This is a genomic window from Streptomyces sp. PA03-5A (genome assembly GCF_033792725.1).
Lineage (GTDB): Bacteria > Actinomycetota > Actinomycetes > Streptomycetales > Streptomycetaceae > Actinacidiphila.
Window position 1 is genome coordinate 20,290 of the sequence record NZ_JARAVL010000024.1, and the last position, 18,460, is coordinate 38,749.

18 protein-coding genes and 2 pseudogenes are annotated in these 18,460 nt (G+C 73.7%); 10 read left to right on the plus strand and 10 right to left on the minus strand.

The window, feature by feature from the left end:
- Positions 1-47: 47 nt before the first annotated feature.
- Together PV410_RS27720 and PV410_RS27725 are read right to left on the minus strand one after the other, a co-directional pair.
- Positions 48-1,409, minus strand: a complete 1,362-nt coding sequence (locus PV410_RS27720) for an NAD(P)/FAD-dependent oxidoreductase (protein WP_500328405.1) — start codon at positions 1,407-1,409, stop codon at positions 48-50.
- 207 nt (positions 1,410-1,616) lie between these two features.
- Positions 1,617-2,981 carry a cytochrome P450 gene (locus PV410_RS27725; RefSeq protein ID WP_500328406.1) on the minus strand — a complete coding sequence of 455 codons (1,365 nt, stop codon included), beginning with the start codon at positions 2,979-2,981 and terminating at the stop codon, positions 1,617-1,619.
- Positions 2,982-3,107: 126 nt separating this feature from the next.
- Here PV410_RS27725 and PV410_RS27730 point away from each other — a divergent pair, with 126 nt between their 5' ends.
- A complete protein-coding gene (locus PV410_RS27730) occupies positions 3,108-3,644 on the plus strand; it encodes an NUDIX hydrolase (protein WP_500328408.1) in 537 nt (178 codons plus the stop codon).
- Here the strand turns inward: PV410_RS27730 and PV410_RS27735 are convergent.
- Positions 3,595-4,365: pseudogene (locus PV410_RS27735) on the minus strand (DUF817 domain-containing protein); the annotation flags it as partial. The gene PV410_RS27730 and the pseudogene PV410_RS27735 sit on opposite strands and share 50 nt — an antisense overlap.
- Positions 4,366-4,418: 53 nt before the next feature.
- Positions 4,419-4,994, minus strand: a complete 576-nt coding sequence (locus PV410_RS27740) for a TetR/AcrR family transcriptional regulator (RefSeq protein ID WP_500328410.1) — start codon at positions 4,992-4,994, stop codon at positions 4,419-4,421.
- A gap of 99 nt (positions 4,995-5,093) precedes the next feature.
- Here PV410_RS27740 and PV410_RS27745 point away from each other — a divergent pair, with 99 nt between their 5' ends.
- The 3 genes from PV410_RS27745 (at position 5,094) to PV410_RS27755 (ending at position 6,394) form a co-directional block, all read left to right on the plus strand.
- Positions 5,094-5,498, plus strand: a complete 405-nt coding sequence (locus PV410_RS27745) for a YidH family protein (RefSeq protein WP_500328411.1) — start codon at positions 5,094-5,096, stop codon at positions 5,496-5,498.
- Positions 5,498-5,833: a DUF202 domain-containing protein gene (locus tag PV410_RS27750; protein ID WP_500328413.1), complete on the plus strand. Its 336-nt coding sequence runs from the start codon at positions 5,498-5,500 to the stop codon at positions 5,831-5,833. The genes PV410_RS27745 and PV410_RS27750 overlap by 1 nt, the downstream gene beginning before the upstream one ends.
- 102 nt (positions 5,834-5,935) lie before the next feature.
- Positions 5,936-6,394 (plus strand): MarR family winged helix-turn-helix transcriptional regulator, encoded by a 459-nt coding sequence (locus tag PV410_RS27755; RefSeq protein WP_500328415.1) that lies wholly within the window; start codon positions 5,936-5,938, stop codon positions 6,392-6,394.
- 3 nt (positions 6,395-6,397) lie between these two features.
- On the opposite strand, the gene PV410_RS27760 is transcribed toward PV410_RS27755, so the two are convergent.
- The gene (locus PV410_RS27760; protein ID WP_500328417.1) at positions 6,398-7,345 is read right to left on the minus strand and encodes a hypothetical protein; all 948 of its coding nucleotides are present in this window, start codon (positions 7,343-7,345) and stop codon (positions 6,398-6,400) included.
- A 152-nt stretch (positions 7,346-7,497) separates the two neighbouring features.
- Here PV410_RS27760 and PV410_RS27765 point away from each other — a divergent pair, with 152 nt between their 5' ends.
- Complete coding sequence (locus PV410_RS27765) at positions 7,498-8,034, plus strand: nucleoside/nucleotide kinase family protein (RefSeq protein ID WP_499510995.1); 537 nt, start codon at positions 7,498-7,500, stop codon at positions 8,032-8,034.
- A gap of 10 nt (positions 8,035-8,044) precedes the next feature.
- On the opposite strand, the gene PV410_RS27770 is transcribed toward PV410_RS27765, so the two are convergent.
- Positions 8,045-8,752, minus strand: a complete 708-nt coding sequence (locus tag PV410_RS27770) for a FadR/GntR family transcriptional regulator (RefSeq protein WP_500328419.1) — start codon at positions 8,750-8,752, stop codon at positions 8,045-8,047.
- Between the two features lie 113 nt (positions 8,753-8,865).
- Between PV410_RS27770 and PV410_RS27775 the strand changes: the two genes are divergently transcribed.
- From PV410_RS27775 to PV410_RS27785, 3 genes are all read left to right on the plus strand, one after another.
- Positions 8,866-9,387 carry a gluconokinase gene (locus tag PV410_RS27775; RefSeq protein ID WP_500328421.1) on the plus strand — a complete coding sequence of 174 codons (522 nt, stop codon included), beginning with the start codon at positions 8,866-8,868 and terminating at the stop codon, positions 9,385-9,387.
- A 61-nt stretch (positions 9,388-9,448) separates the two neighbouring features.
- On the plus strand, positions 9,449-10,852 hold the full coding sequence (locus tag PV410_RS27780) for a GntP family permease (RefSeq protein WP_500328423.1): 1,404 nt from the start codon (positions 9,449-9,451) through the stop codon (positions 10,850-10,852).
- 75 nt (positions 10,853-10,927) lie between these two features.
- On the plus strand, positions 10,928-11,848 hold the full coding sequence (locus tag PV410_RS27785) for an MBL fold metallo-hydrolase (protein WP_500328425.1): 921 nt from the start codon (positions 10,928-10,930) through the stop codon (positions 11,846-11,848).
- A 12-nt stretch (positions 11,849-11,860) separates the two neighbouring features.
- Here PV410_RS27785 and PV410_RS27790 read toward each other — a convergent pair whose 3' ends face one another.
- Entirely contained in the window at positions 11,861-13,150 is a 1,290-nt protein-coding gene (locus tag PV410_RS27790) for a glucarate dehydratase family protein (RefSeq protein WP_500328427.1), read from the minus strand.
- Positions 13,151-13,263: 113 nt separating this feature from the next.
- Positions 13,264-14,171, minus strand: a pseudogene (locus PV410_RS27795) (ADP-ribosylglycohydrolase family protein).
- Positions 14,172-14,300: 129 nt separating this feature from the next.
- Here PV410_RS27795 and PV410_RS27800 point away from each other — a divergent pair.
- Together PV410_RS27800 and PV410_RS27805 are read left to right on the plus strand one after the other, a co-directional pair.
- Positions 14,301-15,326, plus strand: coding sequence for a phosphotransferase family protein (locus tag PV410_RS27800; protein ID WP_500328429.1), 1,026 nt, complete (start codon positions 14,301-14,303; stop codon positions 15,324-15,326).
- 3 nt (positions 15,327-15,329) lie between these two features.
- On the plus strand, positions 15,330-16,553 hold the full coding sequence (locus PV410_RS27805; protein WP_500328430.1) for an acyl-CoA dehydrogenase family protein: 1,224 nt from the start codon (positions 15,330-15,332) through the stop codon (positions 16,551-16,553).
- A gap of 275 nt (positions 16,554-16,828) precedes the next feature.
- Here PV410_RS27805 and PV410_RS27810 read toward each other — a convergent pair whose 3' ends face one another.
- Both PV410_RS27810 and PV410_RS27815 read right to left on the minus strand, forming a co-directional pair.
- Positions 16,829-17,815 carry an NADPH:quinone oxidoreductase family protein gene (locus PV410_RS27810; protein ID WP_500328432.1) on the minus strand — a complete coding sequence of 329 codons (987 nt, stop codon included), beginning with the start codon at positions 17,813-17,815 and terminating at the stop codon, positions 16,829-16,831.
- Between the two features lie 21 nt (positions 17,816-17,836).
- Positions 17,837-18,445, minus strand: coding sequence for a TetR/AcrR family transcriptional regulator (locus PV410_RS27815; protein WP_499511005.1), 609 nt, complete (start codon positions 18,443-18,445; stop codon positions 17,837-17,839).
- Positions 18,446-18,460 lie beyond the last annotated feature (15 nt).

Consider the following 18,460-nt stretch of genomic DNA (forward strand, 5'->3'; position numbering starts at 1 on the left):
ATGTGGGCGTTCGAGATGTGGGTGGGGGTGGTGCACGTGTGGGACGGTCAAGCGGCCGTCGCGCGCAGCGACTCGACGTGGCGGCGGATCTCCTCCGGCGAGAGGTAGATGTCGGTGACCTCGAAGTCCTTCAGCGCGGCCGGCCTGCGGGCCTGGAAGCCGGTGCGGACGAAGTCGTCCCCGGCGACGGCGTTGAGGAACCAGCCCGCGGCGGCACGGAAGCGCGCGGGGAAGGTGCGCAGCGCACCGAGGTGGTAGCCGCGGGCGACGACCTGGGCGGGGAGACCGCTGAGCGGGATGCCGAGCGGCTTGGAGACCGCCTCGACCCCGCCGAGGTCGACGACGAGCCCGAGGTCCTTGTGCCGGTACGGCTGAAGGGGGCGGCCACGCAGTGCCGCGACGACGTTCTCGGCGACGGCCTTGCCCTGCCGCATGGCGTGCTGGGCGGTGGGCGGGCAGACCGCGCCACCGCCCACGTCGAGGTCGGGGACGGCGGCCGAGTCACCGAGGGCGAAGACCCCGTCGGCGCCGGGGATGCACATCTCGGGGTCGGTGACGAGCCGGCCCTTGACGGTCTCGGTGCCCAGCGTGGCCACCAGGGGGCTGGAGACGACGCCGGCGGTCCAGATGAGGGTGCGGCAGGGCAGCTTGCGTCCGTCGGTGAAGGTCACGGTGTCGGGGGTGACCGCGGCGACGGACACGCCGAGCGAGACCTCGACCCCGCGCTCGCTGACGATCTGCAGCGCCTTCAGGCCGAGCTTCTCGCCGAGTTCGGGCATCAGGCGGGGCGCGATGTCGATCAGGTGCCACTTGATGAGGGCCGGATCGAGGCGCGGGTAGCGCTTGGCCGCCGCCGTGGTCAGCCGCTGCAAAACCGCCGCCGTCTCGGTGCCCGCGTAGCCGCCGCCGACGACGACGAACTGCAGCCGCGACTCACGCTCGGCCTGGTCCGTGGTGGCGGACGCCAGGTCCAGCTGGGCGATGACGTGGTCGCGGATGTACGCCGCCTCGGCCAGGGTCTTCATGCCGCGGCCGTACTCGCTGAGGCCGGGGATGTCGAAGGTGCGGGTCACGCTTCCGGGGGCCAGCACGAGGTAGTCGTACTCCCTGACGAGCTCCTCGTCGGTGATCTTCTTGATGACGACGGCCTTGGCGGCCGGGTCGACCCCGATCGCCCGCCCGGGTATGACCTCGCTGCGGTGCACCATGCGGCGCAGCGGGACGGCGACCGCCTGGGGGGTGAGCACGCCGGCGGCGACATGCGGGAGCAGGGGCAGGTAGAGCTGGTGGCTCCAGGGCGTGACCAGGGTGATCTCGGCCTCGTCCTGAGTCAGCCGCCGCTCCAGCCGGTGCACGCACTCCATGCCCGCGAAGCCGCCGCCGACGACCAGGATCCTGGGTCGCTTCATCACTCGCCTCCGTAGGACCGTTCGGGGCCCGTTTCCCTACCCGCGGCGTGTGCGGATACGCCTCCGGCCACGCTCGCACACGCCTCGTCGCGGCGCGAACGGAGCGGCGGCGCCCGCGTGCGGCACGCTACCGGCCCCGGCGTGCGCGGATGAAGGGTTCCGGCGGACCGGCCCCGGGGTCCGGGGCGCGGTCCGGCGGCCCGCCGGTCACACCCCCGCGCGGGGCGTGAGGCGGCAGCGGGCCGGTCCGCGGGCCTGGAGGGTGATGCCGGCGCCGAGGGGGACGTCGTGGTCGACGGCGGTGAGTTCGTGTCCGCGCAGCAGCACGGCGAGGGCGAGCACGGACTCCAGCAGGGAGAAGTGCCTGCCGATGCAGGCGCGGGGGCCGCCGCCGAAGGGGAGCCAGGCGTAGCGGTGGCGGGCGGCCTCCGCCTGCGGGGTGAAGCGGCCGGGGTCGAAGCGCCCGGGCTCCGGCCAGTGGCCGGGGTGGCGGTGGATCACCCAGGGGACGACGATGACGTCCGCGCCGGCCGGGACGAGGTGGCCGCCGACGCGGGTGGCGGCGGCCGAGCGGCGGCCGATGACGGGCGCGGCCGGGTACAGGCGCATGGCCTCCTTGAGGACCGCCGTGACGTACGGCAGGGCGTCGAGGTCCGCGGCCGCCGGGACGCGTCCACCGAGGACGCGGTCGATCTCCTCCCGGGCCCGGCCCTGTGCCTCGGGGTGACGGGCGAGCAGGTGCAGGGCGAAGGCGAGCGAGGTGGCGGTCGTCTCGTGGCCGGCGAGGAGGAAGATCAGCACCTGGTCGCGGATCTCGGCGGGGTCGAGGGGACGTCCGTCCTCGTCCCGGGCCGAGGCGAGCAGGGAGAGCAGGTCCTGGCCGTCACCGCCCTCCGCGCGGCGGCGCTCGATGATCGCGTCGCAGACCGCGTACAGCTCGGCGGTGGCGGCCGCCGCCCTCCGGTTGCCGGGGGTCGGCCAGTGGCGGGGGGTCCGCACCGGGGCGAAGCCGCGCCGCCGGACGTAGTCGTTGACGACCGGCATGCGGCGGCGGACGGTGTCGACGGCCGGCTCGATCGCGCCGCCGAACAGGACGCGGGCGATCGTGCGGAGGGTGAGGCCGTGCATCTCCTCCAGGACGTCGACGGTGCCGTCGGGCGCGTGGTGCCAGTCGGCGACGAGGGCGGCGGCCTCGGCGGTGACGGCGCTCGCGTAGCCGTCGACGCGGCGCGGGGTGAACAGCGGCTGCAGCAGCCTGCGCTGCCGCTGGTAGTCGGCGTCCTGGCTGGTGAGGAGCCCGTTGCCGAAGGACTGCCGGACCTCCTCGTAGAAGGGGCTGTCCTTGCGGAAGCCGGCCGCTTCGGTCGCCAGCACCTGCTGGGCGCCCTCGGGTGAGAACACCGCGTGCACCTCGGCGCGCAGCCCCGGTGGGCCGGCGCTGAAGCGGACGAGGTCCCCGTGGTCGCGCCGCGCGCGCTCGTAGGTGTCGAGGGGCTCGCGCAGCAGGTCGAACATCGACCCGAGCAGCGGCACCCCCGCCGGGCCCGGCACCTTCGTGTGAGCGGTCGTCATGACCCCGATTCTGCGCGCGTACGACGGCGCCGGGGCCCGGGCCGGGGAGCTTGGCCGGAACCCGCCCCGGGGCCGATCATGGGGCGCGTACCCGGCCCACGGGCACGGCGAAGGACGGGAGGCACCATGGAGGACGCTCCGCGCTCGGCGGACGAGCTGCTGGACATCGTGGACGAGCAGGACCGGGTGGTCGGCCGGGCGACGCGCGGCGAGGCCACCGCGCGCGGCCTGCGGCACCGCTGCGTCTTCGTCCTGGCCAGGGACGGCGAGGGGCGCGTGTTCGTGCACCGCCGCACCGCGGAGAAGCTGGTCTTCCCCTCCCTCCACGACATGTTCGTCGGCGGTGTGGTGGGCGCGGGCGAGGAGTACGACGACGCGGCGCTGCGCGAGGCGGAGGAGGAGCTGGGGGTCTGCGGTCTGCCGCGTCCGACGCCGCTGTTCAGCTTCCTGTACGAGGGGACGGGGGCGGCGGCGGGTCACACCTGGTGGTCCCGGGTGTACGAGGTGCGCTGCGGTCCGCCGGTCGTACCGCAGGCCGAGGAGGTCGCCTGGTACGACTTCGTGACGGAGGAGGAACTGGAACGCCTCCTGCCGGAGCGGGAATGGGTGCCCGACGGCCTGGAGGCCTGGCACCGACTGCGCGACTGGCGACGACGAAGGTGACGCTGATCAGCAGCGCCCAGGCGCCGAACTTGGCGAGGGACACCGGCACCCAGCCGTGCTCCTGGTCGGGGTAGCGCCAGGCGCCGACGTAGGTGGCGGCGTTCTCCGCGACCCAGAGGAAGAAGCCGATGAGGACGAAGGAGAGCGCCAGCGGCATCCGCAGGCGCACCCCGTCGACGGTGAAGTGCACCCAGGTGCCCGCCGTCGTCCAGAGCAGCAGGACGGCCAGCAGCCACCGCGCGTCGGGCAGCCAGTGGTGGGTGAAGAAGTTGAGGTAGACGGCCGCGGCCAGGATCGTCATGGCGCGGCGGCGGTAGCCGGTCAGGCCCAGCTCGAACAGCCGCCAGGCCGCGCACACGTAGCTGCCGACGGCGGCGTAGAGGAAGCCCCCGTACAGCGGGACGCCGCCGAACTTGGTGAGCGCGGGTTCGGGGTAGCTCCAGGAGCCCAGGTGCACCTTGACGAGTTCGAAGAGCAGCCCGACGGCGTGGCACACCGCGATGACGGCGACGTCACGGCCGCGCTCCCAGCCGCAGGCCCAGAACAGCGCGCTGAGCGCCACCCCGTAGCAGAGCAGCAGGTCGTAGCGGGCGACGGGCAGCGGCGGCAGCAGCCGCGAGCCGGCCACGCCCGCCATCAGCGCGACGGCGAAGGCGCAGCAGCGTGCCTCCGTCCAGCCGAAGAGCACGAGCCGGCGGACGCCGGTGACGATCGGTCCCATGGTGAGGGGGACACCGCCGGGCGCCGCCCCGGTTCCGGGCGGGTCCGGCGCGTTCAGTCCAGGGAGCGCAGGGCGGTCCCGACGGCGTCCTCGACGAAGGCCCGGCCGAGGCGGGCCCGGCCCACGACGCGCAGGCCCTGGACGAAGGTGGTGAGGAAACGGGCCAGTTCCACCGGCTCCTTGTCGGCGGACAGCTCCCCCCGGGCCTTCGCCTTCTCCAGCGCCGCCGCGAGGGCGGACTCCAGCAGGCGCATGGTGACGGTGACGCGGTCGACGGTGTCGGGGTCGTCGCCGCGCTCGGTGGCGGCGTTGACCAGCAGACAGCCCCGTTCGGGGTCCTCCAGGTCGGCCTCGACCATCTGCTCCAGCGCGGTGCGGACGGCGGGGCGGACCTCGTCCGCGTTCTCGAGCAGTTCGACGAGCCCGCCGGCGTACCGGGAGCAGTAGCGCTCCAGGGCGCGGGCGTAGAGCTTGTCCTTGGAGCCGAAGGCGGCGTAGAGGCTGCCGCTGCCGATGGAGAGCTCGGCCAGCAGGTCCTGGAGCGACGTCGCCGCGTAGCCGCGGCGCCAGAACAGGTCCATGGCACGGTCGAGGGCCTGGTCGATGTCGAACTCCCTGGTGCGCGCCATGGCGCGAGCCTACCATTTCTGGATCAGTTGATACACTACGCCGGCCGGCGGCCCGTCCCAGGACGCGCCCACCGCGATGGCGCTCGGTACTGTGGGGCCGTGATCAAGCATGTGCGGGCCGCGGCCGGGGCGGTCGCCCTCTGGTTCGCCCCGGCACGGGTAGGGACCGAGGGGACGACGCCGGACTACCGCTTCTCGCTGGCCAACGAGCGGACCTTCCTCGCCTGGCTGCGCACCGCGCTCGCGCTGGTGGGCGGCGGCTTCGCGGTCGACCAGTTCCTGCGGGACCTGCGCCGGCCGGTCCGGGTGACGCTCGCGGTGGTGCTGGTGGTCGGCGGTGCGATGTGCGCGGTCCGCGCGGTGAACCACTGGGTGCGCTGCGAGCGGGCGATGCGGCGCGGGGAGGACCTGCCCGTCTCGCGCTTCCCCGCCCTGCTGGCGGTGCTGGTGGCCCTGGTGGCCGTGGCGATGCTGCTCACGGTGACGCTGGGGTGGGCGGGCTGATGACGGCCCCCGGCGGCGACACCCCGCGGGACCCGGGCCTGCAGCCCGAGCGGACCCGGCTGGCCTGGCGGCGCACCACGCTGGCCTTCGCGGTGGCGGCGCTGCTGGCCGGACGCGAGGCGGTGCTGCACGGGGCGCCGCCGGCCGGACTGCTGGGGCTCTCGCTGTGCGCACTGGTGTGGCTGGCGTTCACCGTCACCGCCCAGCGGCGGATCGCCGCCCTGGGCTCCGCGCGGCCCGCCGCGATGACGCCGGGGACGGCGGCCCGGGCCGTGCTGAGCGTCCTGGTCCTGGCCGTCGCGGGCGCGCTGCTGGTCTTCCTCACGCCCCGCTGAGGGCGTGCACGTCCCGGCGGGGGGCGGCCCGCCCGTGGGCCGACGCTTGAAGACGTCAAGCTAATGATTTACCATTTCAAGCTTTTGAGTACACTCGCAGACATGAGCGCCCCGACCGCCGCGACGACCGCGCAGCCCACCAAGATCGAGCTGCTGGAGCTGCTCGCCGCCATCGGCACCGCCCAGTGGCAGGACTTCGCCGCCGCGGCCGCCCGGCACGGGCTGACCTCCATGCAGGCCAAGGTGCTCGCCCAGCTGGGCGGCCCGGTGCCCATGCGCGGCCTGGCCGAGCGGCTGGTGTGCGACGCGTCCAACGTCACCGGCATCGTCGACCGTCTCGAGGCGCACGGCTTCGTCCGCCGCGAGGTGAGCGCCAGCGACCGCCGGGTCAAGAACGTCGTGGCCACCGATCTCGGGCGCGAGACCATCCGCCGCGTCCGCGACGAGATGCAGGCCACCCACGGGGCGCTGGACACCCTGGACGCGGCGGAGCAAGCGGCCCTCTACGCACTGCTGGAGCGGCTCCGCCCGGTCATGGAGGCACGCGGCAAGGACCGCTAGGCCTCAGGCCCGGCGCCGGCCGGGCCGGGCGCGGGAACCGGCCCGAGGACGGGAGCGGGGCGGCTTCAGGCCGCGCAGTGGGGCGACGAGGGCGCGGACCTCGCGGTCCGCGTAACCGGGTTCCCCCGCGATCACCCGCACCAGTTCCTCGCGCACCGGGCGTCCGCGCCCCGCCTGGATCAGGGCCAGCGATTCGGCCAGCGCCGCCGGGAGGTCCGGTCCGTGCCAGGGGTCCGCGGCGTACGCGTCGAACCAGCGCGGCGGCGGGAAGGAGGGCTGCAGCTTGGCCTGCTCGTTCCCGAGGTACGACCACACCCAGGGGTCAAGCGACACCCCGACGACGTGCCCGGCCGGCAGGGCCCGGGCCCAGCCGCCCGCCGTGTGCTGCTGCCAGCGCCAGGTGTGGGGGCTGGTCCGCCGGCGGGCCGTCACCCCGACGAAGCGCAGCTTGCGGCGGATCACCGGCCACGGCTCGCGGCTCTCGCGCACCCAGTCGGCGAGGGCGGCGAAGAGCGTGTCGTAGGTGCCGCCCTCGGAGACGAGGTCGACCAGTGCCACCGGCCGGGTGCGGCGGGCCAGGGCGTGCGGCGCGAGCCCGGCGCAGGCGAGGTGCTCGCGCAGGCGGGCCGTGTGGGCGGGCGCCGGAACCGGGCGCAGGCGCAACGACAGTGGCAGGCGCAGCAACCGCCCTTCCCGGGACGAGCCTTCGAAGGCGCCGGTCAGCAGGTCGTACATGCTGTCCAGGGAGCGGCCGACGAAGCACAGGTCGGCGCCGCCCGTGCGGGCGAGCACCTTCCCCGTGCACGCGGCCAGTTCGGGGAGGTACCACAGGCGGGGGCGCGCGGCGCCCTCGGTCAGGGTGCCGAGCCGGTCCGGCGGCGCACCGTCGCGGGCGCGCGTCAGCACCCAGCGGTACGGCTGGGGCGGCGGGGCGGCCGGCGCGGTGGTCATGGCCCCCAGTGCACCACCCCCATCTCCGCCGGTCACCTGGTTTTCGGTCCGCCGAAACGTTCCGCTTGACGTGTCTCGAACATAGAGTCGCCCTGGGCGTCACGCGGCGTCCGGCGGGGTGACGGAAAGAGCAGAGCGGTGAGGTGCGAGCGATGTTCCTGATCACCGGGATCCCCGCGGCGGGGAAGTCGACCGTGGCGCAGGCACTGGCCGAGCGACTGCCCCGCTCGGCGCACGTCCGGGGCGACGCGTTCCGGCGGATGATCGTCGGCGGGCGGGCCGAGGCGCTGCCCGGCGACGGCTCGGGGGACGTCGCGGGCCTGACCGAGGAGGCGCTGCGGCAACTGCGGCTGCGTCACTCCCTGGCGGCGGCGAGCGCGGACGCGTACGCGGCGTCAGGGTTCACCCCCGTCCTGCAGGACGTCATCCTCGGCGACGAACTGCCGCGCACGATAGCCCTGTTGCGCACCCGGCCGCTGCACGTCGTGGTCCTCGTGCCCTCCCCGGAGGCGATCGCCGCCCGCGAGGCCGGCCGGGCCAAACGGGCCTACGGCGCATGGACACCCGCCGACCTCGACCGCGCCCTGCGCGCGGGCACCCCGCGGATCGGCCTCTGGCTGGACACCTCCCGCCAGACCCCGGAGGAGACCGTGGACGCGATCCTCCGCCACGCCGGCCCCACCGGCTGACCCCGCGCGGTCAGGGGGCCAGGACGTCCAGTTCGCGCAGCGCACCGACGCAGATCTCGCGCATCAGGCGCTCCGCGGACCGCGCGTCGCGGGCGCGGACGGCCTCGGCCACCCGGACGTGGAGGGTGACCGCCTCGGGATCGGGGGCGCTGAACATGACGTGGTGCTCGGTGCGCCCGGTGAGCACCTCCGCGACGACGTCGCCGAGTCGGGCGAACATCTCGTTGCCGGACGCGGTGAGCATCACGCGGTGGAAGGCCACGTCGTGCACCAGGTACTCGGCGAGGTCGGCGGCCCGTCCGGCCGCGGCCATCTCGGCGGCGAGGACGGTCAGTTCGCGGCACTGCTCCGGGCTCGCGGCGGCCGCCGCCAGAGCGGCGGCGACGGGCTCCACGGCGGTGCGCAGCATGGTGAGCGAGCGCAACTGCCGGGGCCGGTCCGCGCCGGCGAGGCGCCAGCGGATGACGGCCGGGTCGAAGACGTTCCACTCCTCGGTGCGGCGCACCGTGATGCCGACCCGGCGCCGCGACTCGACGAGGTGCATGGCCTCCAGGACGCGTACGGCCTCGCGGACGACGGTGCGGGAGACGCCGTACTGCCGCTCCAGCTCGTCGATGCGCAGCACGGTGCCGGGCGGGTACGCGCCCGAGGCGATGGCGGGGCCGAGTTCCGCCAGCACACGGGCGTGCAGGCCGCCGTGCTCTCCGTGCCGATCCATGGGCGACAGCCTATGCGGGGATTCCTTCGTATGACGATTTCATCTCAGGCACTTGAATAAGTAGTACCTATGGCGTTTCCTGGGGCGGTCATGCGGACGAGGAGGTACCTGTGATGACCGAGGCAGGCCCGGAAGGCCCGCACCGCCCCCTGGTGGTGGTGATGGGCGTGTCCGGTTCCGGCAAGTCCACCGTCGGGGGGCTGCTCGCCGAGCGGCTGGGCGTCCCCTACGCCGAGGCGGACGACTTCCACCCGCCCGCCAACATCGCCAAGATGTCGGCCGGGCACCCGCTGGACGACGAGGACCGGGCGCCCTGGCTGGACGCCATCGCAGCGTGGATCGTCGAGCGCGGCGACCGCGGCGGCGTGGTCAGCTGCTCGGCGCTGCGGCGCCGCTACCGCGACCGGCTGCGCCGGGACACCCCCGGGCTGTTCTTCCTCCACCTCGACGGGTCCGAGGAGCTCATCTCCGCGCGCCTGGCGGCGCGGATGGAGCACTTCATGCCCGCGGGCCTGCTGCACTCCCAGTTCGCGACGCTCGAACCGCTGGAGCCCGGTGAGGCCGGTGCCGTCGTCCCGGTCGACGGCGGTCCCCAGCAGATCACCGAGCGCGCCCTGGCCGCCCTCCCCCGCTGAACCCCCTCCCGACCATCCGTCCTCCCCTTCCCCCCACCCCCTCCCCCCCACGGAGTAGAACGTGTCTGCACTCAGCGCCGAGTTGCTGGCCGCGGCGCCGGCGGCGACGGAGCCGATCACCAGCGCGGGCGACACCCAGCTCGCCCTCGCCGCGCTCGCCGGCATCGCGGTGATCGTCCTGCTGATCACCCGCTGGAAGATGCACGCCTTCCTCGCCCTCACCATCGGCACCGGTGTCCTCGGTGCCGTCGCGGGCGCCCCCCTCGCCAAGACCATCACCAGCTTCACCACCGGCCTCGGCACGACCGTCGCCGGCGTGGGCGTCCTCATCGCGCTCGGCGCGATCCTCGGCAAGCTGCTCGCCGACTCCGGCGGCGCCGACCAGATCGTCGACACGATCCTCGCCAGGACCAGCGAACGGCGCCTGCCGTGGGCGATGGCGCTGATCGCCGGCCTGATCGGGCTGCCGCTCTTCTTCGAGGTCGGCATCGTGCTGCTGATCCCGGTCGTGCTGCTGGTGGCCCGGCGCGGCAACCACTCCCTGATCCGGATCGGCGTCCCGGCACTGGCGGGTCTGTCCGTGATGCACGGACTGGTGCCGCCGCACCCCGGCCCGCTCGCCGCGATCGACTCCATCCACGCCGACCTCGGCACCACCCTCGCGCTCGGCGTGCTCGTCGCGCTGCCCACCGTGGCGATAGCCGGCCCGCTCTTCGGGCGGTTCGCCGACCGCTGGGTGAAGGTCACCCCGCCCGAGCACCTCACCCCCACCCGGGCCTCGGACGACCTGGAGAAGCGTCCGGGCTTCACCGCCACCGTGGCCACGATGCTGCTGCCGGTGGTGCTGATGCTCGGCAAGGCGCTGGTGGACGTCCTCGTCGACGACCAGGGCAGCCTGGTCTTCCGGATCTTCGACGTCATCGGCTCGCCGCTGATCGCCCTGCTGTCCGCCGTGGTCCTGGGCATGTTCACCCTGGGCCGGGCGGCCGGCTTCACCAAGGAGCGGATCTCCACGACGGTGGAGAAGTCGCTCGGCCCGATCGCCGGCATCCTGCTGATCGTCGGCGCGGGCGGCGGCTTCAAGCAGACCCTCATCGACGCCGGCATCGGCAACATGATCCTGAACTGGTCGGACGGCTGGAACATCTCGCCGCTGCTGCTGGCCTGGCTGATCGCCGTCCTGATCCGCGTCGCCACCGGCTCCGCCACCGTGGCCACCATCTCCGCCGCGGGTCTGGTCGCGCCGCTGGCCGAGGGCATGACCTCGACGCACGCCGCGCTGCTGGTGCTCGCCGTCGGCGCCGGCTCGCTGTTCTTCTCGCACGTCAACGACGCGGGCTTCTGGCTGGTGAAGGAGTACTTCGGGATGAACGTCCCGCAGACCCTGAAGTCCTGGTCCGCCATGGAGACCGTCATCTCCGTCGTCGGCATCGTCTTCGTCCTGCTGCTCTCGCTCGTCTTGTAGGCGACGCCCCCGCGTCGCCGTCCGGACGCCCTTCCCTGATACGTTCCATGCGTCTGACCAGGGAAGGGCGTCAATATGTCACAGCTGCACACCGAGCACCCGTTCACCGTGGAGGTCGCTCCCGGGGTCCAGGCCTACGTCCAGCCGGACGGGGGCTGGTGCCTCAACAACGCGGGCTGGGTGACCGACGGGCACACGACGCTGCTGGTCGACACCGCGGCCACCGAGCGCCGGGCCCTGCTGCTGCGCGAGGCCCTCCTCGCCTCCGGCGCGCCGATGCCCGCGCACGTGGTCAACACCCACCACCACGGTGACCACACCTACGGCAACGCCGTCTTCGCGGAGGGGGCCCGGATCGTCGGGCACTCCGCGTGCGTCACCGAGCAGGTCGCGGCCGGGCACCAGCTCCACGCGATCTGGCCGGACGTGGAGTACGGCGAGGTGCCGGTGCTCCCGGCGACGGTCACCTACGAGGACCGGCTGACCCTCCACGTCGGCGAGGAGGAGGTCCAGCTCCTGCACCCCGGGGTGGCCCACACCCTCGGTGACACGATCGTCTGGCTCCCGGGGCGCAAGGTCGTCTTCACCGGCGACCTGGTCTTCAACGGCGGCGCCCCGTTCGTCCCCATGGGCTCGCTGGAGGGCTCGCTGCGTGCCCTGGAGGTGCTGCGCTCGCTCGACGCCGAGGTCGTCGTGCCGGGGCACGGCGGCATCTGCGACCCCTCGGTCTACGCCACCGTCGAGGGCTACCTGCGCTTCGTGGCCGAACTGGCGGCCGATGGCCACAAGGCGGGACGGACGCCGATGGAGGTCGCGCGGGCGGCCGACCTCGGCGAGTTCGCGACGCTGCGCGAGCCGGAGCGGCTGGTCGCCAACCTGCACCGCGCGTACGCGGAGCTGGACGGCCTGCCGCTCGGCTCGCCGCTGGACCTGATGCCCGTGATCACCGACATGGCCGTGCTGAACGGCGGCCGGATCCCGGAGTGCCTGGCCTGAGGCCCGCCCGGGTCACCAGCGGCGGGCGACCCAGCCGGGCTCGGCCTTGCGCATGGCGGCGGCGTCGTCGCGCTCGTGGAAGGTGCCGTCGTCGTCCAGCCAGCGCCGGTGCAGGGCGTCCAGGGCCGTACGGTCCACTTCCACCCCCAGGCCGGGGGCGTCGGAGACGGGCAGCCGGCCGCCGCGGAACTCGTGGCGGCGGGTGATGACGTCCTCGGTCTGCCAGGGGTAGTGCGAGTCGCAGGCGTGGTGCAGCCCGGGCACGGTGGCGGCGACATGGGTCATGGCGGCCAGGCTGATGCCCAGGTGGGTGTTGGAGTGCATCGACAGGCCGACCCCGAAGGTGCGGCAGATGGTGGCCAGTTCGCGGGTGTTGCGCAGCCCGCCCCAGTAGTGGTGGTCGGAGAGCACGATCTGGACCGCGTCCTTGGCGAAGGCCTCGGCGATCTCGGGGAAGGTCGTCACGCACATGTTGGTGGCGAGCGGCACGTCGGTGCCGGCGGAGACCTCGGCCATCAGGGCGGTGCCCGTGGCCGGGTCCTCCAGGTACTCCAGGACGTCGCCGAGCTCCCGCGCCACGTGCAGCGAGGTCTCCACCGACCAGGCGCCGTTGGGGTCCAGCCGCAGCGGCTGCTCGGGGAACGCCTCCGCCAGGGCCCGTACGGCGGCGATCTCCTCCTCCGGCGCGAACACCCCGCCCTTCAGCTTGAACGAGGTGAAGCCGTGCTCGCGCACCAGCCTGCGGGCCTGAGCCACCACCCCGGCCGGGTCCAGCGCGGCGTCCCAGTCGTCCTTCTCGCCCTGGCCTCCGGGGTGTCCGGCCCAGCGGTAGAAGAGGTAGGCGCTGTAGTCGACGGTGTCGCGGACCTTCCCGCCGAGCAGGGCGTGCACGGGCAGCCCTAGCACCTTGCCGAGGGCGTCCAGGCAGGCCACCTCGAAGGCCGAGACCACCGAGAGCAGCAATTTGTCGGCGGTCTGGACACCGCGCAGTCCGCCCGCGTCCACCGCGTCGGAGATCCCCTCGGGGGGCGCGCACACCAGCGCCGCGAGCGACGGCAGGTTGTTGAGGTCGTCGACGCGGCAGCCCGGCAGGGCATCCGCCAGCTGCCGGGCGGGTTCGAGGTAGCGGGTGTCGCCGTAGGTCTCCCCGACGCCGCTCACGCCGCTCGCGGTGGTCACCTCGACGATCAGGCGTGGGGTGTAGGGCTGGTGCACGCCTTGGGTGTTGAGCAGCGGCGGGTCGGAGATGAGGACGGGGGTGAGACGCACCCCCGTGATCGTCAGGTCCCTGTGCTGTGTCACTGCACGCCACCCCTCGCGTTCATCTCGTTCGCATATGTGAATTCCATACGTCCACCAGAACGCGACCCTAGGCGGCGTCCGGATGCCCGTCAAGAACGCGCAGGTCGGCGGCGCTACGCCGGTCCGCCGGACGGCGCCGGGACCCAGTCCGGCAGCGGCTCCAACGCCGCACGCCAGTCGGGCGGCAGCGAGGCGACACCCGTGCGGGCGGCGATGACCCCGCCGGCGATGGCACAGGTGGTGTCCATGTCGCCGAGCCCGGCGACGGTGTGCCACAGGCCGCCCTCCAGGTCGTCCAGGTGCCGCGCGGCGCACCACACAGCGCGAAGGGGACGGTGTCGGGCGCCGAGACCCCGTAACCGGAGCCCAGGACCTCGGCCGCGTGCCGCACCGAGGTGCCCTCGGGGAAGCGGCCCGCGGTGCGCAGGCCGGAGCGCACGTCGCTGTCGGGGAGCCGGTCGGCCACCGCCGTCAGCAGGTCCTCCGGGGCCGGGCCGCCACGGCTGCGGGCCGCGAGCGCCACGGCGACGGCTCCGGCGGCGGCCTCGGGGTGGTGGTGGGACACGGCCGCCTGCGCGGCGGCGGCGCCGGCGGCACCCTCCAGGTCGGCGGCGAGCCACGCACCCAGCGGGGCGACCCGCATCGCGGCTCCGTTGCCGTACGAGCCCTGCCCGCCGAACTGCCCGCCCACGACGTCCGCCCAGGGCTCCCCGGCGCCGATGCGGCGCAGGACGTCGTGCATGGAGGGTCCGTACTTGCGGTACGGGTCGGCGGCGTACGTCGCGGCGAGACCGGCCGCGAGGGCGTCCTGCCCGACGGTTCCGCCGTGCGCCTCGAGGTGCCCGAACAGCGCCAGGGCCTGGGCGGTGTCGTCGGTCCAGTACCAGGGAACGTCCTCGGGGGTGATCCGCTGCGCGATGCCGCCCTCCCGCTCCTCGCGCGGGAGGAAGAACCAGCGGTCGCCGAAGGCGTCGCCATGGGCCAGTCCGTACAGCGAGTCGAGGGCGGCGGGCGGGATCATGGCGTCAGTCTCGCAGCGCCGGGAACCGCGGGCACCTGGATTTCGCGGCGGACGGGGCGGCGGACTGGACGACATACCGACTGGTCGGCATGATAGCCGGGACAGCTTTGGCAGTGGCGAGGAGCAAGGATGAGCGGGACGGAGAACCCACCGGGACTCGACCTGGAGCGGCTGCGGCGGCACCTCGACGCCGAGCGGCCCGGGCTGGTGGCGGGCGCGCTCGACGGCGAGCTCATCGAGGGCGGCCGGTCGAACCTGACCTACGCGGTGACCGACGGCGTCTCCCGCTGGGTCGTCCGGCGCCCCCCGCTCGGCCACGTCCTGGCGACGGCGCACGACATGACCCGCGAGCACCGGGTCATCAGCGCCCTGCACGACACCCCCGTCCCCGTCCCGGGGGCGGTGCTCCTCTGCGAAAACCCCGAGGTCATCGGCGCGCCCTTCTACGTCATGGACTTCGTCGAGGGCACGCCCTACCGCACCGAGGGACAGCTCGCGGCGCTCGGGCCGGAGCGCACCCGGGACATCGTGCTGCGACTGGTGGACACCCTGGTGGCGCTGCACGCCGTGGACCCGCAAGCGGTGGGACTGGACGACTTCGGCAGGCCCGAGGGCTTCCTGGAGCGGCAGTTGCGCCGCTGGGGCAAGCAGCTCGACGCCTCGCGCAGCCGCGAGCTGGCGGGCATCGACGAACTCGCGGCGCTGCTCGGCACACGCCTGCCCGCCTCCGCGCCGGCGGCGGTCGTGCACGGCGACTACCGGCTCGACAACGTCCTGATCGGCGCCGACGACACCGTCCGGGCCATCCTCGACTGGGAGATGTCCACCCTCGGCGACCCGCTCACCGACCTCGGGCTGCTGCTCATGTACAGCGAGCTGCGCCCCACCCCCGGCACCCCCGTCTCCGTCACCGGTGGCGCGCCCGGCCACCCCTCCCCCGCCGAGCTGGTCGAGCGCTACGCGGCCGGCTCCGGCCGGGACGTGTCCTCGGTCGCCTGGTACACCGCCTTCGCCTACTTCAAGCTTGCGGTGATCCTCGAGGGCATCCACTACCGCTACACCCTCGGCCAGACCCTCGGCGCCGGCTTCGACCGGATCGGCGCCCTGGTCCCGGCCTTCATCGACAACGGCCTGCGGACGCTTCAGGAAGGCTGAGCCATGGATTTCGCGTACGACGCCAGGACCGAGGAACTGCGCGAGCGGCTGCTCGCGTTCATGGACGAGCACGTGTACCCGGCGGAACCGGTCTTCCACCGGCAGCGCGAGGAGGCCGAGGGAGAGGCCGTGTGGTCGGCGCCGCCGGTCGTGGAGGAACTGAAGGCCATGGCGCGCGAGCGCGGGCTGTGGAACCTCTTCCTCCCCGGCGAGCGCGGCGCCGGGCTCACCAACCTCCAGTACGCGCCGCTGGCCGAGATCACCGGCCGCAGCCCGCACCTCGCCCCGCCGGCCCTCAACTGCGCCGCGCCGGACACCGGCAACATGGAGGTGCTGAGCGAGTTCGGCAGCGAGGAGCAGCGCAAGACCTGGCTGGAGCCGCTGCTCGCGGGCGAGATCCGCTCGGCCTTCGCGATGACCGAGCCCGACGTCGCCTCGTCCGACGCGACCAACATCGAGACGCGGATCGAGCGGGTCGGCGACGAGTACGTCATCAACGGCCGCAAGTGGTACATCTCCGGCGCGATGAACCCTCGGTGCCAGATCTTCATCGTCATGGGCAAGACCGACCCGGCCGCGGACCGGCACCGCCAGCAGAGCATGGTCCTGGTGCCGCGCGACACCCCCGGCCTCGAAGTGCGCCGCGGCATGCGGGTGTTCGGCTACGACGACGGCGACCACGGCGGCCATGCGGAGGTCGTCTTCCACGACGTGCGCGTCCCCGCGGAGAACCTGATCGGCGAGGAGGGCGGCGGCTTCGCCATCGCCCAGGCGCGGCTGGGCCCGGGCCGCATCCACCACTGCATGCGGCTGATCGGCATGGCCGAACGGGCGGTGGAGCTGATGTGCCGGCGTGCCACGGGGCGTGTCGCCTTCGGCAGGCCGCTGGCGGCGCAGGGGGTCGTCCAGGAGTGGATCGCCGAGGCCCGGGTGGAGATCGAGCAGCTGCGGCTGCTGGTGCTCAAGACCGCCTGGCTGATGGACACCGTCGGCAACCGGGGCGCCCACACCGAGATCCAGGCCATCAAGATCGCCACCCCGGAGAAGGTCGGGCTGATCCTCGACCGCGCCATCCAGCTGCACGGCGCGGGCGGCGTCAGCCAGGACTTCCCGCTGGCCGAGCTGTACGCGGCGGCCCGCACGCTGCGGCTGGCCGACGGCCCCGACGAGGTCCACAAGCGCTCCCTGGCCCGCCGTGAACTGAAGCGGTACGCCGAGAACGCCTGACGCGGCACGCAGGACGGCGGCTCCACCGGGCTCCTGCCCCCGGGGGAGCCGCCCCCGCGCGGTGCGGATTCCGCGCAACCGGTGTCACGGCCGCCGCCGAACGCGCGGGCGGCACGCCCCCGGGGCCGATCCTCCACCTCGGTCCGTCCGCGCGCCGGCCCGCGTCGTGTGACGTCCGAACCCCTGGGCGCACCGCTCGGCGACCGCTTCGGCGAGCGGGGGCACGGCTGCCGCGACGGCACCCGGCCACGGCGCTCCGGCTCCGCGCTGCGCGATCAGCCGGGCAGGACCACCACGCGGCCGGTCGTCGTGCCGTCGGCGACCCGCTGGACGGCGTCCGCGGCACCCTCCAGGGCGACGCGCTCGCTGACGAGGGGCTTGATCGCGCCCTCGGCGGCGAGACGGGTGAGCTCGTCGTGGCAGCCGCGCACGGCGGCGGGGTCGTGGGCGTTGTACAGGCCCCAGTGCAGGCCGACGATGGAGTAGTTCTTGACCAGCGCGTGGTTGAGGCCGGGGCTGGGGATCGTGCCACTGGTGAAGCCCACGACCAGGATGCGGCCCTCGAAGGCGATGCACTTGGTGGACCGGGTGTAGGCCTCGCCGCCCACCGGGTCGTACACGACGTCGGCGCCGCGTCCGCCGGTGGCCTCCTTGACGACGGCCACGAAGTCCTCGCAGGTCCGGTCCACGACGACGTCGGCGCCCAGTTCGCGGGCGGCCTTGGCCTTCTCGGGCCCGCCGACCACGCCGATCACCGTGGCGCCCGCCGCCTTGCCGAGCTGGACGGCGGCGCTGCCGACACCGCCCGCCGCTGCGTGCACGAGCAGGATCTCGCCGGCCCGGAGCCCCGCCCGCCGGTGCAGCCCGAACCAGCCGGTCTGGTAACCGATGTGGAGGGCGGCGGCCTCGGCGTCGTCCAGCGCGGGGGGCGCGGGCAGCACGCTCGCGGCGGGGACGACGGCGAGTTCGGCGAAGGCACCGCCGGGCAGCGCCGCCGGGGCGATGACCCGGTCGCCGGCGACGTGCCCGGTGACCCCCTCGCCGGTCGCGACGACCTCACCGCAGAACTCGACGCCCGGGGTGAACGGCAGCGGCGGCCGCACCTGGTAGTGCCCGCGGCAGAGCAGCGCGTCGGGGAAGTTGACGTTGGCCGCGCGGACCTTCAGGAGCAGTTCACCGGGGCCCGGCTGCGGGTCGGGGACCTCGTCCAGGCGCATCGCCGCGCGCGGCTCCCCGTTCTCGTGCACTCGCCATGCCTTCATGCGGTCTGCTCCCGGTTCGGTTCAGGGCTGCCGCACGGAGTGCAGCAGCATGTCTGCGAAGTCGGCGGCGACCTGGTCGGCGGAGAGCGGCCCGTCCTCCCGGTACCAGGTGCCGAGGTGGTGCACGGCGCCGAAGAAGAAGTCGACGACGAGATCCGGCCGGACCTCCTGCCGGAACACGCCCTCGCGCTGCCCCTCCTCGACCAGTGCGCGGAACTTCTCGTGGTAGCGGCGGCGGTCGGCCCGCACCGCCTTCTGCTTCTCCGGGCTGAGCTGGTGCATCGACCGGAAGAAGATCTTGGTGTCGTCGAGGTTGCCGATGCTGGTGACGACGACGTCGGCGGCGGCCTCGACCAGGCGTTCCGCCACCGGAGCCGTCTCCTTGCCGGCGATCGCCTCCAGGCGCTGCATCTGCAGCCGCAGCACGCGCCCGTAGATCTCGTGCAGGAGGTCGTCCTTGCTGCCGAAGTAGTGGTAGAGCGCGCCCTTGGTGACGCCGGCCGCCTCGACGATCTCCTGCACCGACGTCCGGTCGTATCCGCGCTCGGCGAAGAGGCGGGTGGCCTCGGCGAGCAGCCGCTGGGGTACCGCGGTCGTGGTCGCCTTGGGTGGGGTGGTGCTCCGTGCCATGGCCTGCCCTCTCTC

Excerpts from the sequence above, each read along its gene's own strand:
- PV410_RS27750 (WP_500328413.1), top strand. The coding sequence starts at position 5,498 with ATGACGGCCCCCGGCGGCGACACCCCGCGGGACCCGGGCCTGCAGCCC.
- PV410_RS27800 (WP_500328429.1), top strand. The coding sequence starts at position 14,301 with ATGAGCGGGACGGAGAACCCACCGGGACTCGACCTGGAGCGGCTGCGG.
- PV410_RS27785 (WP_500328425.1), top strand. The coding sequence starts at position 10,928 with ATGTCACAGCTGCACACCGAGCACCCGTTCACCGTGGAGGTCGCTCCC.
- PV410_RS27725 (WP_500328406.1), bottom strand. The coding sequence starts at position 2,981 with ATGACGACCGCTCACACGAAGGTGCCGGGCCCGGCGGGGGTGCCGCTG.
- PV410_RS27770 (WP_500328419.1), bottom strand. The coding sequence starts at position 8,752 with ATGGATCGGCACGGAGAGCACGGCGGCCTGCACGCCCGTGTGCTGGCG.
- PV410_RS27775 (WP_500328421.1), top strand. The coding sequence starts at position 8,866 with ATGACCGAGGCAGGCCCGGAAGGCCCGCACCGCCCCCTGGTGGTGGTG.
- PV410_RS27815 (WP_499511005.1), bottom strand. The coding sequence starts at position 18,445 with ATGGCACGGAGCACCACCCCACCCAAGGCGACCACGACCGCGGTACCC.
- PV410_RS27720 (WP_500328405.1), bottom strand. The coding sequence starts at position 1,409 with ATGAAGCGACCCAGGATCCTGGTCGTCGGCGGCGGCTTCGCGGGCATG.
- PV410_RS27755 (WP_500328415.1), top strand. The coding sequence starts at position 5,936 with ATGAGCGCCCCGACCGCCGCGACGACCGCGCAGCCCACCAAGATCGAG.
- PV410_RS27765 (WP_499510995.1), top strand. The coding sequence starts at position 7,498 with ATGTTCCTGATCACCGGGATCCCCGCGGCGGGGAAGTCGACCGTGGCG.
- PV410_RS27805 (WP_500328430.1), top strand. The coding sequence starts at position 15,330 with ATGGATTTCGCGTACGACGCCAGGACCGAGGAACTGCGCGAGCGGCTG.
- PV410_RS27810 (WP_500328432.1), bottom strand. The coding sequence starts at position 17,815 with ATGAAGGCATGGCGAGTGCACGAGAACGGGGAGCCGCGCGCGGCGATG.
- PV410_RS27740 (WP_500328410.1), bottom strand. The coding sequence starts at position 4,994 with ATGGCGCGCACCAGGGAGTTCGACATCGACCAGGCCCTCGACCGTGCC.
- PV410_RS27760 (WP_500328417.1), bottom strand. The coding sequence starts at position 7,345 with ATGACCACCGCGCCGGCCGCCCCGCCGCCCCAGCCGTACCGCTGGGTG.
- PV410_RS27730 (WP_500328408.1), top strand. The coding sequence starts at position 3,108 with ATGGAGGACGCTCCGCGCTCGGCGGACGAGCTGCTGGACATCGTGGAC.